Below are 12,167 nucleotides of genomic sequence, written 5' to 3'. Positions count from 1 at the left end.
CAAATACGACCCAAGACGTATCTGCATTTCATTTCGCTGTGGCGGTCACTTCGCAATTCGATTTCGCCACACGATGGCGACGTGCCCCGTGAAACGTCACCATCGCTCATTTTCGTCGCGGTCGTGCTGACGTCTCTCTTGGCTATCCTGGAGGTCGACCTTCATCGAGGTGAACTGGAATCGCTTGGCTTACTCCGAAGCCACGACTCACCTCCAGCCGCCTTCTTGGGCCCGTAGCGTTCGTCGCCCGACTGCGGGTCGTCTCGCCGGACAGGTGGTTGTCTAGCGCGTCGTCTCTCTCGGAAAGACCAAGGACCGGTCGTCAAAGTCATCGGCCGGCAACTTGGCAGCGCCGCCTTGTAGCTCTTGCAATGTCGAACTGCTTGCCATATCGGCCCGCCCGAGCGACGAGACCGAGTGTGATCGCTGGATGCCGAGCACCACGGTAAGAAACGCGAAAACGGTGACGGCCGCTACCATCAGACCTTTCATGCGAAATCTCCGTTCGGTTGGAGCTGCCCCCGAAGAAGTTTTGCAATGATCTGATTAGTGCCGACCGCAGCGTCGCGATGTGAACCGCCTCACATGCCCTGGAAATTTTCCACTTGAGCGCCTTTCAGGTTCCGCCCGAAGTCGACGGCAATGGCGCCCTGCGCGATGCCGACGAGATCGAACTGGCCGAGGAACTTGCTGTCGGCAGCCGCTCGCCCTGGACGACCCGGATCGTCACGGCATTCTGGTTGCCCTCGCGATCTGCACAAGTCACTGGGGAGAGCTGCGCCTGCAGCCCAGCGCAGCGCAAATCTTAGCGGCGGGGTTTGTATCCTGCGGCGTCGCGGTCCCAGGTGTCGGCTATCATTCCGGCCTCTCGCAGCACAACCTTTCTGATCTTGCCGTTCTCGGTGAGCGGCATCTCGGCGACAATCCGGACAAAACGCGGAATGGCGAAGTAGGCTATCTGTCCCTCGCAATGCTTGACCACGTCGATGGCCTCGAGCGCATGGCCGGGCCGGAGCTGGATGGCCGCCGCAACTTCATCCTCGCCAAGGTCGGATGGCAGCGGATAGATGGCGCAAGCCGCAATCGCCGGATGTCTCAGCAGGACCTGCTCGACCTCCCACGACGAAACATTCTCGCCGCGCCGGCGGATCGAATCTTTCATCCGGTCGACCAAATGATATTGACCGTCCGTGTCGCGCATGACGAGGTCACCGGTGTGAAACCAGAGATTTCGCCAGGCCTCGACCGTCTTCTCGGGCATTCCGAAATAGCCCGTCGCGAATGCAAACGGCTCGCGCGCACGCAGCAGCAATTCACCGGCGATGCCGTCCGGCAGCACCGTATCGTCGGGATCGACGATACGGGCTTCCACGCCGTCGGCGAGATAACCCATGGTGCCCGGGCGATCGGAGGGGATCGGGCTTGCGAACACGAAATTGGTCTCGGTCGAGCCGTAGCCATCGAGCAGCGGCACACCGAAACGCGCCAGAAACGGACCATGAAACCGGCCGGGGACGCCGCCGCCGAGCGCGACACGAAGGTAGTGCGCGGTGTCATTTTCGGACTGCGGCTGCGCCAGCAGCATCACGGCCATCGCGCCAAGCAGATAGCCAACCGTCGCCCGATGCCGCCGCGCCGCGGCCCAGAAACCGGAGGCGGAGAATTTCGGCTCGAGCACGTAGGTGCAGCCGTTCAGGAGCGCCTGATAGAATGCGTTCAGCGCATTGGTGTGAAACAGCGGAAGCGTGGTGAAGAGGACATCGCCCTCGACGATGCCGAGCGCGCGCGCCGAATAGACCCCCCACCAGAACATCTGCGCCTGCGGGCAGCAAACGCCCTTGGAGGGTCCTGTCGTGCCTGACGTATAGAGGATCGCGACCGTGTCGCCGGGCCGGGCCTGCGCGGGCGACACTCCCTCCCCGAGCGGAGGCAGTGGCGCGATCGGCCCCGGCATGGCGAAGGGCTCGCCACCCTCTCCGATCGTCCAGATCACACCGGGCGGCGCGACATCGCTCTCCAGCGTTGCGACGGCCGGCAAGAAGGGCGCCTCGACGACCAGCAGCTTCGGTCCACAGTTGCGCAAGATATGGCTGAGCTGGATCCCGCGCAGCGCCGTGTTGATCGGCACGCAGACGGCCCCCATCCATGCGCAGCCGAGATAGACCTCAAGAAATTCCGGCCGGTTCGAGCAGATCAGGGCGACGCGGTCACCGGCGCGAATTCCGGCTCGCATCAACCGCGCGGCCGACGCAGCCGCAATCCTGACGGTCTCGGCATAGCTCCATCGCGTCTCGCCAAAGACAAGGAGCATGCCATCTCCGTACCGTGCGGCCTGCCGTATCAGAACAGTCGAAAGGATTCGGTCCGCCGGGGGGAAACGCTCGGCCGCCTCCGACCAGATCGGCCGGCCTGATAGCTGTCCGGAGACGTTGCTGTCAGCTGCCGGCACACGCATCTCCACCGCCTTGCCACGCCGATGGGCCGATATCGCCACTGGCCAGCGAGATAGTTTAGGCTTAAAGTATTCACGAAAACTGCCGCCACAGCAAGGGCTGCGTGCGGGTTCCGGTCGTGATCTGGTGCAGGGCCGGAGACATCAACAGGAGCACTCCCCCGCGATGAGCCCTGAGTTTCCCTATCGATCGCCCTCCGATGCCTTCATGGCATCGGCCGCAAGACGTTCGGACGCGCCGTTCCTGCTTGCGCCTGCAAGCGCGCAATTGCCCTACGCGCCCGACGGATTTGACATCGCGTACGGGGCGTTCAAGGCGGAGGTCGATCGCCTGCGCGTGGAATATGCGGCTGCGGGCTATGGACGAGGCGCGCGGGTTGCCCTGCTGCTGGAAAATCGCCCTGTGTTCTTCCTGCATTGGCTCGCGCTCAATGCGCTTGGGGTCTCGATCGTCCCGATCAACCCGGACATCCGCCCCGATGAGCTGTCCTTCCAGCTCGAACTGTCGGAAGCGGAGCTGCTGGTGGCAACACCGGATCGTATCCACGTGACCAGGGATGCGGTGCTCGGGCGCGCCCGCCTGATCGACACCGACGGCCGCATTCCGTCATGTCAGAGCGAGGTCGCAGCCCAGCACCCCGACTTCAACGACGAATGCGCGCTGCTGTTCACCTCCGGCAGCACCGGCAAGCCGAAGGGCTGCATGCTGTCGAACCGCTATTTCCTTCAGGTTGCCGATTGGTATCTCGCGCAAGGCGGCGTCGCCACGCTGCAGCCGGATCGCGAGATCAATCTGACGCCGTTGCCGATGTTCCACATGAACGCGCTGGGCTGCAGCGCGGTCGGGATGATGGTGCTCGGCGGCGCCGTGGTGCCGCTCGACCGCTTTCACGCCAACCGCTGGTGGCAGTGCGTGGTTGACAGCGGCGCGACCGTCGTGCATTGCCTCGGCGTCATCCCGGCCATCCTGCTGCAGCTGCCGGCGACCGAGGTCGAACGGCAGCATCGCGTGCGCTTTGCCTTCGCCCCCGGCGTCGATGTCCGCCACCGCGCCACGTTCGAGGAGCGTTTCCGCATCCCGATCGTCGAGGCGTGGGCGATGACCGAGACCGGGGGCGCCGCGGCCACTACCACCGCGCGCGAGCCGGCGGGCTTTGGCGCACGCTGCGTCGGCCGGCCGTCGGATAGCATGGAGTATCGCCTCGTCGACGACCAGGGCGCCGACGTCGCACTCGGCAAACCCGGCGAGTTGCTGGTCCGCGCCAAGGGCGACGCGCCGCGCGCCGGTTTCTTCAGCGGCTACCTGAAGGATGAGGGGGCCACCGAAGCGGCCTGGCAAGACGGCTGGTTCCACACCGGAGACCTGGTGTTCGCCGACCACGACGGGCTGATGTATTTCTTCGATCGCAAGAAAACCATCGTGCGGCGCAGCGGCGAAAACATCGGCGTGCTCGAGGTCGAAAGCGCGCTTTACATGGACGCTCGCATCGGCGGCTGCGCAGTCACGCCCGTTCCCGATGACATCCGCGGTGAGGAGGTCTTCGCCTTCATCGTGCCGAACTCGAAGGTCGACGACGCCGACATGCTCGCGACTTCAATCGTCAAGGCCTGCGCCGAACGCCTCGCCTATCACAAGGTGCCGGGCTATGTGGCGATCGTCGACGAGCTGCCGTTGTCATCGACGCGCAAGCTCGCCCGCGGCGAGATCAAGACACTCGCGGCTGCCGCGGTTGCCGCCAACCGCGCGATCGACATGCGTCAGCTCAAGGCGACGCTGCGCCACGCCTGAACCCAGGCTGCTGCCGTCACGGCAGCAGCTTGTATCTCCCGCCTTCGATCTGGACCATGATCCGCGCGCGGTCGTCGACGCCGTGGCGATCGGCTGGCGTGTAGCTGTAGATGCCATGCGCGCCGACCACATCCTTGGTCGTGAACAGCGCCTCACGCAGCGCATTGCGGAAGGCCGGCGTGCCCGGCGCCGCACCTGTTGCCTTGGCGCGCCTGGCGGCATCGATGAACACCAGCCAGCCATCAAAGGCATAAGGTGAGAACGCATCGGCCGGCGGCTCGCCATTGGCCTTTTCATAGGCCGCGCGGAACGCAAGCGCGACCTTGCGGATCGGATTGCTCTCGGGAAGCTGCTCGGCTGCCGTCACCGGTCCGGTTGGGCAGATGATGCCCTCCGCCGACTTGCCGGCGAGCCGCAGGAAGTCGGCGCTGATCATGCCGTGATTGCCGTAGAGTGGCCCCTTGTAACCGCGCTCGGACAGCGCGATCACCGGAAGTGCACCGGGGGTGCCGGTACCGCCCAGCATGATCGCATCGGGGCGGACCGACAGCGCTCGCAACACTTGCGCCGTGACCGAGTTGTCGGAGCGCGCATAGCGCTCGTTCGCGGTCACCTTGATTCCGGCCTTCTCGGCGCTTTGCACGAGCGAATTGTACATCAGGTCGCCGAACGCGTCGGAGAAGCCGATGAACGCCACAGTCTTCACGCTGCGGCCCTTCATGTGATCGACGATACCCTGGACCAGAAGCGGTGTCGGCTGCGGCGTCTGCACCACCCATGGTCCGCCCTCGCCTGCCGGCACCGGCGCAATCGGCGAGATCGCCACCATCGGCACCTTCATCTCGACCGCAACCGTGGCCATGGCCAGCGTCTGCGGCGCGCCCGACGTTCCGATCAGGAAGTCGACCTTTTCCTGCTCCACCAGCTTGCGCGCGTTGCGCGTCGACGCCGCCGGGTCGGAGCCGTCGTCGAGCTGGATGACGCGAACTTTCTCGCCATCGAGCTCGCCGATATACGCCTGGCCCGCAGCCAGCCCCTTGGCGTTCGGCACGCCGATCGAGGACACCGGGCCGCTCAGCCCGGTCACGAATCCAACCAGGATTTCAGCACGGGCCGGCAGCGCGGCGCCGAGCAGCAGCGCGGCGCCGACCAACAAAGTTGTCTTGTTCATGAACTCACTCGATGTGGACGAAAAGGCTCCAGCGCTACGCGGCAGGCACCAGCGCAAGCACGCGCAGCGGACTACCCGAACCATTCTGGATCTTCAACGGCGCGGCGACGATCACCGCGCCGGTCGGAGGAAGCTGATCGAGATTGCACAGGCACTGCAGGCCGTAGCGCCCGCCGCCGTGCAGGAAATGGTGCGCCGGATAGGGCGGATCGAGATGGCCGGCCTGTCCTGCATCGGTCCCGATCGTCTCGGTGCCAAGGCCGATGATGCCGCGGTCCTCGACCAGCCATCGCATCACGGCGGCATCGGGCCCCGGCGTATGTGCACCGTCATCCTTCAGATTGGCATAGTCGCGCCAACCCTTCTTCGACCAGTCGGTGCGCAGCAGAACCCAGTGGCGCTCCGGAATCCGTCCATGACGGTTTTCCCAGGCCTCGACCACCGGAATCGTCAGCAGGAAGTCCGGATTCTGCGCCGCCTCGGCCGAGCAGTCGATCACGCATGCCGGCGCAATCATGTCGCGCACCGGCAGTGTGTCGACCGAATTGTTCGGCAGGTCCTTGCCGGTGAACCAGTGGATCGGCGCGTCGAAATGCGTACCGGTGTGCTCGCCGAAGGTCAGGTTGTTCCAGTACCAGGCGGGGCCCGCAGCATCGTACTGCGAAATCCGCTGGATCCGCACCGGCGCGGCCTGTCCGAACTCGGGCGGTAGCACGATCACTGGAAAATCGGGGCTAAGCGTGAAAGTCAGATCGACGACACGCACCGCGCCGGACGCGATCGCGCCAGCAAACTGCGTCAGATTGTTGCTATCCATTGCGCCTCTCCCGTTTTTCTTTTGATCCGCTCGCTCATGCCCCTAGCTCACGCTCGACCGCCTTGGGATTGGCCGCAAGGCGTTGGCGGATCTCCTCGGCGATATCGCCAACGAACACATCTTCCAACCCGCGCTTGAGCGCCGACACGATGGCGCTGGCGACCGCGCGGGGCGCGACCTTCGGCGGCGGCACGGTCTGGAACCACTCGATATCGAGCGGGCCGGTGAAGACGTTCACGACCTTGATGCCGCCGGGCCTGAACTCGGCGCGCAGGCAATGCGACAACGAAAGCGCGGCGGCCTGTGAGGCCGAGTAGGCACCGAACACCGGCCAGTTCGCCAGCGCATAGACCGACAGGATATTGACCCAGGCGGCGGCGCTGTTGACGCCGTCGGCGCCACGCATCCGCATTGCCGGTCCGAACGCCTGCGCCAGATGGACGAAGCCGAGATAGGTCTGGTCGATCTCGTCGCGCACGATGCTGGTACCCGGGCGATCGAGCAGCCCGCCGGCGCGCACATGCTCGGCAGTGTTGACGAGGATGTCGACCTTGCCGCCGATATCGGCCGCGAGATCCGCGACCGACTTCTCATCGCCGACGTCGAGCGGCACGATTTCGACGCCCTCAAGCGCGCGCAACGCCGCTTCGCCGTGGAACGGCTTCCACGGTTCGGCGACACCGACGAACACGATCGACGCGCCCGCCGCCTTCAGTGCAGCCACCACCTCTTGGCCGACGATACTCCGTCCATTGGTGACCAGAACGCGCCGGAATTTCGGATCGGCGGTCATCTCACGCCACTGCCTGTCGTCCGTCATGTTGGGGGTCTCACGTTCGGGGTGCGCGAAAGCCACGGCCTGCCCGCTCTTGTCCAGTTGGAACGACATCACGACCGGCTGACCCTCCGCGCAATCGGCATGCAAATGGGTCACCAGCCGCGGCCCGCAATCCATCGCGACCAGGCCGACCCGCCATGGCGCGCGCTCGCGGAAATACACGTCGGCCGCGATGTGCAGCGTGGTCTCGCACAGCAGCGTGCCGCGCCGCGGCGCATCCGTGAAAGCGAGATCGGCGGAAAGGCAAGCGGGGCACGCATCGCGCGCCGGATAGCAGAAGGTCGCGCAGGCGCCGCAACGCTGCAGCATGAACCGTCCTTCGGCGGCGGCGCGCGTCAACCCGTGCGAGGTGCGGCTGCGCGGCTGCGGCGGCGACGTCGGCAGCCGTGTCCGAGCCAACGGATTCTTCCGGCGCGGCTTTGCAAGCGGCTCGATCATGCGCCTGGTCCTGCGAGAATCGCCGCGCCCGAGGCGAGGCCGCGATCATAATTGATCATTCCGAAGCCCGACGCCAAGCCGATGCGCGCATCCTTGACCTGGGTCGGACCGGCGAGCCCCAGCACCTGGCGCAGTGCCTCGACCACCCCGAGATAGGCGCCGCCGGCACCCGCCTGCCCAACTGACAATTGGCCGCCCGAGGTGTTGTGCGGGAAGGAGCCGTCGATCGTCAGGTCATGCTGGCGCACGAAATCCGGCCCCTCGCCCTTGCGGCAGAAGCCGAGGTCCTCGAACTGCATCATCGAGATCACAGGGTAATCGTCGTAGGTCTCGACGAAGTCGAGATTGTCCGGCTTGACGCCGGCCATCGCGTAGAGCTCATCGATGTCCATCGCCCAGCCGCCACGCACCTGGACAGGATCATCGCCGAATGCGTTGTGGCGCTCGATCGTGGCGAGGATTTTGGCGCCCCGCAGATTCAGCGACGCTGCGACGTCCTCGGTCATCACCAGGAAGGCCTCCGCGCCGGCGCATGGCATCACGCAATCGAACAAATGGATCGGATCGGCGATCGGCCGCGCCGCCATGTATTGCTCGACGGTCAGCGGCGTCTTCATCAGGGCGTTGGGATTGCGCAGCGCATTTGTGCGCTGGGCAACCGCGATCTTGCCGAAATCCTCGCGCCGCGCGCCGAACGTGCGCATATAGTTGCGCGCGATCAGCGCAAAGCTCGCATTGGCGCCGCCGGCGCCATAGGGATAGACCGCGTCCTGGTTGAAGCGCGAAAAACTTTCCAGCGTGGTGCGGAACGAATCGACGTGGTTGGTGTCGCCGGCCACGCAAGCCACGATGCGGGCATCACCCGCCTGCACCGCCCGCGCGGCGCGTCGCAGCGCGGCAATCGCGCTCGCGCCGCCCAGCGGTATGGTGTCGAGCCAGCGCACGCACAGGCCAAAATGCTGGGTGAGACCGATTCCACTGTCGAGCCCGGCCGTGAAGCTCGAAACGCAGAACCCGTCGATATCGCGCGGCGTGATCCCGGCGCCATCGACCAGCGATTTCAGCGCCCGCCCGATCCACCATTGCGCGCTCTCGATCGAGTAGCGCACGTAAGGGATCGTTACGGGAACCGCCATCACGACCCGGTCATAAGGTGTGCGGATCGAACTCTGCATCTGATTGCCTAGTTCCTGTGGTGAGGCCGCTCAGAGCACGGTCAGTTTGACGCATGTCGCATTCGAACAAGGACAGCGTTCGTGCCCGCCGGTTGCGGTGACTTCGGCTTCATACAAGATCTTGTCGGGCTGCCGCATGCGTGTCCTCAACGTAGCTTGGGTTCGGTGCTCTGCATGCGCGCAACGAGCGCGCGAAAATCCTGGCGGGCGCGCTCATTGGCCAGCGCGAAGCTCGGCCCGCGGCTCGGCTCGGTGCCGTTAAGGCGCTGCAGCTGCACCCACATTTCGGCGCTCTTCAGCGCGACCGCGGCGCAATTGACCACCGGCGCATGGCCGACCTTGAAGCCGCGCTCGCTTGCAATCAGAAGACCGGGCAACACGCCGGCCGGGATCACGACATCGGCGCCGCGATCCACCAGAGGCTGCGCGCAGGCCGCAAAATCGCGCAGCATAAGCGCTTTCGCTTGGGCATCGCCAGCGAACGCTGCGCTGAAATCCTCGGGCCGGCATCCCATGTTCGTGACATGCACCACGCGACCGCCGAGCCCGTAGCGATCGGCCTGCTCGTAGTGCCAAACCTCAAAGGCAGCATCGAGCGTGACGAGGCCGAGCCGACGTCCAAGCTGCGAGGCCGCAAGCAGCGTCGCCTCGCCGACACCGACCACCGGAATCGTCAGTGCCGAGCGCAACTCGTACAATCCCGGATCCTGGAAATGACCCATGACATAGGCATCGAAGCCGCGCTCTTGCGCCGCAAGCCCGTTGTCGACGGCCTGGATCGCACAGCGGAATTCGCTCAGGCGCCCGAAGTCGCGATCGGCGGGCGTGATGCCCTCGACATGGACGCTGGTGCCGGGCGCAGCGATCTCGTTCAGGTAGTCGGCAAGCCGCGCCATGTATGGCGCGCTTGTGGTCTGGTCGACGAAGCTCTGCCAGAAGACGCGCACAGCGGATATCCTGTTCACGGGCGGACCGCACCGGGCGTTGAACCTCCGCCGTCCGGAAGGACTGACGACCCGCGCAAGCCTGTCGTTATGAGAGCGCGTCGCGGCGAGACGCCGTCCCATCGACCGAAATATTTCAAGCACATAATAATTTTGCCGTCAATTCAACGGCGCGTCCGCACGCGCGGCGCGCGACTGCGAGCTGTTTGCCGAAACGACAGGCAGTGGGCGCCCGTCCTATTTGCATAAGCGAATTCCGCTTTTTTGGCCGTACACACCACTGCAAACTTTTCTACGAACCCGGGAGTTGATGTATTGACGTTCCGTCAGAAAATACTTTAGGCTTTAAATAATTGACGGACAGCTTCCGCCGATCGTTGCGTTGCCAAGGGTTCCTCAATCGTGGCTGAGATCATCAGGCTCGGAACAGCAGGTACGACGGGCGGGTTCGCATTCGCGGCGAACCAGCGCGGCGTCTCAGAGCCTGGCGAGCTCGGCAGCGACGAAATCGCGCACCAGGTCCGCAAAGGCCTCCGGCATCTGATCGGGAAGCGGCACCATGCCTCCTGAGAGCTCGCGCAGGACGCTGCCGCCGATAGCTCCAGCGACCCTCGGAGCCGCCGGATGAGCGTGCGGATCGTCGGTCGGTGCGATCACCAGCGTGGGGCACCGGATGTGTCCCAGACGATCCTCCATCCGATAGCGATTTACCACCCGGTGGCCTTCGGCCGCCATATCGCCGGCCCGCAGCGCATCGACCATGAAGCGCCGCAACAGATCGGTATCATCGGCCGGATAGAACGGCTGCCGGCGTGCCCACAGCTCAGCAAGATGGGCGCCGTCACTCCGCGTCTCGACATCGTCGATGACCTGCATGCCATGGTGCTTGGCACGCCGCGCCGCATCGACAAAGGGACAGGCCGAGAGCACCAGCGCGCTCACGCGCGCAGGCGACGAAGCGGCGATCTCGACCGCAATCGCCGCACCGGTGTGATGACCGACGATCGCGCTGCGCGGCTGTTCCAGCGCGTCGAGCAGCGCAAGCGCGCCCTCGGCCCACAACTCGATCGAAGGTTCGCCCGATGGCCGGTCGGAATCGCCGAAGCCAAGTGTGTCCATGGCAATCGCGCGGAAATCGCGACCGAGAAGCGGCAGCACGTCACGATACTCATCCCACGAGCGCGGCGTCTGGTGCAGCAACAGAACGGGGAACCCGGCTCCCGCCATGGCAACGTGGATGCGGCCAAGGCGCGTCGCGATGAAGCGGCGCTCGATGCCCGGGCCGGTCGTGCTTGCGGTCATGTCACGGCTCCTGTCGATCCTCTCTCGATCCATACTGACATCTCGCTCAGCTAGCGACTGTTTTCAGCCAAGGGGGAATGCAATGCGCAAGATTTTGAGTCTGACTGCAGTCCTGGCAGGCCTTGTCACGGCTTCGACCGCGCAGGCCGACATCACGGTCGGGTTCGTGACATCGCTCAGTGGGCCCGGTTCCTCGATCGGCATCCCCTATGGGCGCGGCATCCAGGCAGCGCTGGAGTACAAGGGTGAGGTCAACGGCGAGAAGATCAGGCTGATCCAGCTCGATGATGGCTCCGATCCCTCCGCCGCGACGCGCGCCGCGCGCAAGCTGATCGAGGAAGAGAAGGTCGATCTGCTGATCGGGACCGCCACCGCGCCCTCGACCATCGCGATGATGGCCGTCGCGACCGAATTGAAGGTGCCGATGATCGCCGTCTCTCCGGTCTCCGGACAGCCCAATCCGGCCGATCAATGGGGTATTTCCGTTCCGCAGCCCGCCTCGCTGCTGGTCAAGGTCGTCGCCGATCGCATGAAGCGCGATGCGGTCAAGAACATCGGCTATATCGGCTTCTCCGACGCCTGGGGTGATCTCGTCTACAACGGCGCCAAGGCGGCCGAAACCGAAGACGGCATCAAGATCCTGACCAACGAGCGCTATGCGCGCGTCGACACCTCGGTCACCGGTCAGATCCTCAAGGTTCTGGCGGCGCGCCCCGATGCCGTGCTGATCGGCGGATCCGGCACGCAAGGCTCGCTCCCGCTGCTGGCGCTTGGCGAACGCGGCTTCAAGGGCAAGACCTACGGCACTGTCGCGCTGATCAATCCCGACTTCGTACGCGTCGGCGGCAAATCTGCCGAAGGGATCCAGGTGTCCACCGGTCCGGTCATCGTCGCCGATCAGCTTCCGGACAGCCATTTCGCCAAGAAGCTGGCGCTTGAATTCCGCGCGGCCTACCAGAAGGCCAACAACGCCCCGACCACGGACGTGTTCTCGGCCTATTCCTTCGACGGCTGGATGATCTTCACATCGGCCGCGGCGCGCGCGCTGAAAACGGCGAAGCCCGGCACCGTCGAATTCCGCAAGGCGCTGCGCGACGAGATCCTCGACACCAAGGAACTCGCCGGCGTGCACGCGGTCTACAACTTCAAGCCCGGGGCCTATCACGGCGTCGACGAGCGCTCGCTGGTGATCGTCCGCCTGATCAATGGCGTCTGGACCTACGCGCCGTGAGGGCGGAATA

11 protein-coding genes are annotated in these 12,167 nt (G+C 64.9%); 3 read left to right on the top strand and 8 right to left on the bottom strand.

Going from position 1 to position 12,167, the window contains the following annotated elements; genetic code table 11:
- Window positions 1–282: 282 nt before the first annotated feature.
- The gene (locus tag G6P99_RS19180) at window positions 283–492 is read right to left on the bottom strand and encodes a hypothetical protein (RefSeq protein ID WP_165123173.1); all 210 of its coding nucleotides are present in this window, start codon (window positions 490–492) and stop codon (window positions 283–285) included.
- A gap of 113 nt (window positions 493–605) precedes the next feature.
- Here G6P99_RS19180 and G6P99_RS19175 point away from each other — a divergent pair, with 113 nt between their 5' ends.
- A complete protein-coding gene (locus G6P99_RS19175; protein ID WP_165123171.1) occupies window positions 606–809 on the top strand; it encodes a hypothetical protein in 204 nt (67 codons plus the stop codon).
- Here G6P99_RS19175 and G6P99_RS19170 read toward each other — a convergent pair.
- Window positions 806–2,455, bottom strand: coding sequence for an ATP-dependent acyl-CoA ligase (locus tag G6P99_RS19170; protein ID WP_165123169.1), 1,650 nt, complete (start codon window positions 2,453–2,455; stop codon window positions 806–808). The genes G6P99_RS19175 and G6P99_RS19170 overlap by 4 nt on opposite strands.
- A 163-nt stretch (window positions 2,456–2,618) precedes the next feature.
- Between G6P99_RS19170 and G6P99_RS19165 the strand changes: the two genes are divergently transcribed.
- Window positions 2,619–4,241 (top strand): AMP-binding protein, encoded by a 1,623-nt coding sequence (locus tag G6P99_RS19165; protein WP_084518282.1) that lies wholly within the window; start codon window positions 2,619–2,621, stop codon window positions 4,239–4,241.
- 16 nt (window positions 4,242–4,257) lie between these two features.
- Here the strand turns inward: G6P99_RS19165 and G6P99_RS19160 are convergent, their stop codons facing one another.
- The 6 genes from G6P99_RS19160 to G6P99_RS19135 form a co-directional block, all read right to left on the bottom strand.
- Window positions 4,258–5,412 (bottom strand): ABC transporter substrate-binding protein, encoded by a 1,155-nt coding sequence (locus G6P99_RS19160; RefSeq protein ID WP_029078481.1) that lies wholly within the window; start codon window positions 5,410–5,412, stop codon window positions 4,258–4,260.
- A gap of 34 nt (window positions 5,413–5,446) precedes the next feature.
- Window positions 5,447–6,229: a cyclase family protein gene (locus tag G6P99_RS19155; protein ID WP_165123167.1), complete on the bottom strand. Its 783-nt coding sequence runs from the start codon at window positions 6,227–6,229 to the stop codon at window positions 5,447–5,449.
- A gap of 34 nt (window positions 6,230–6,263) precedes the next feature.
- Window positions 6,264–7,505, bottom strand: a complete 1,242-nt coding sequence (locus G6P99_RS19150) for an SDR family NAD(P)-dependent oxidoreductase (RefSeq protein ID WP_029078479.1) — start codon at window positions 7,503–7,505, stop codon at window positions 6,264–6,266.
- A complete protein-coding gene (locus G6P99_RS19145) occupies window positions 7,502–8,680 on the bottom strand; it encodes a thiolase family protein (RefSeq protein ID WP_029078478.1) in 1,179 nt (392 codons plus the stop codon). The genes G6P99_RS19150 and G6P99_RS19145 overlap by 4 nt, the downstream gene beginning before the upstream one ends.
- Window positions 8,681–8,826: 146 nt before the next feature.
- The gene (locus tag G6P99_RS19140; RefSeq protein WP_035976197.1) at window positions 8,827–9,627 is read right to left on the bottom strand and encodes an aspartate/glutamate racemase family protein; all 801 of its coding nucleotides are present in this window, start codon (window positions 9,625–9,627) and stop codon (window positions 8,827–8,829) included.
- 474 nt (window positions 9,628–10,101) lie between these two features.
- A complete protein-coding gene (locus G6P99_RS19135) occupies window positions 10,102–10,926 on the bottom strand; it encodes an alpha/beta fold hydrolase (protein WP_035976195.1) in 825 nt (274 codons plus the stop codon).
- Between the two features lie 82 nt (window positions 10,927–11,008).
- Here G6P99_RS19135 and G6P99_RS19130 point away from each other — a divergent pair, with 82 nt between their 5' ends.
- Window positions 11,009–12,157: an ABC transporter substrate-binding protein gene (locus G6P99_RS19130; RefSeq protein ID WP_029078476.1), complete on the top strand. Its 1,149-nt coding sequence runs from the start codon at window positions 11,009–11,011 to the stop codon at window positions 12,155–12,157.
- Window positions 12,158–12,167 lie beyond the last annotated feature (10 nt).

It is taken from the genome of Bradyrhizobium sp. 6(2017) (assembly GCF_011058295.2).
GTDB lineage: Bacteria > Pseudomonadota > Alphaproteobacteria > Rhizobiales > Xanthobacteraceae > Bradyrhizobium > Bradyrhizobium septentrionale.
This window is presented reverse-complemented; position numbering and strand designations above follow the sequence as displayed.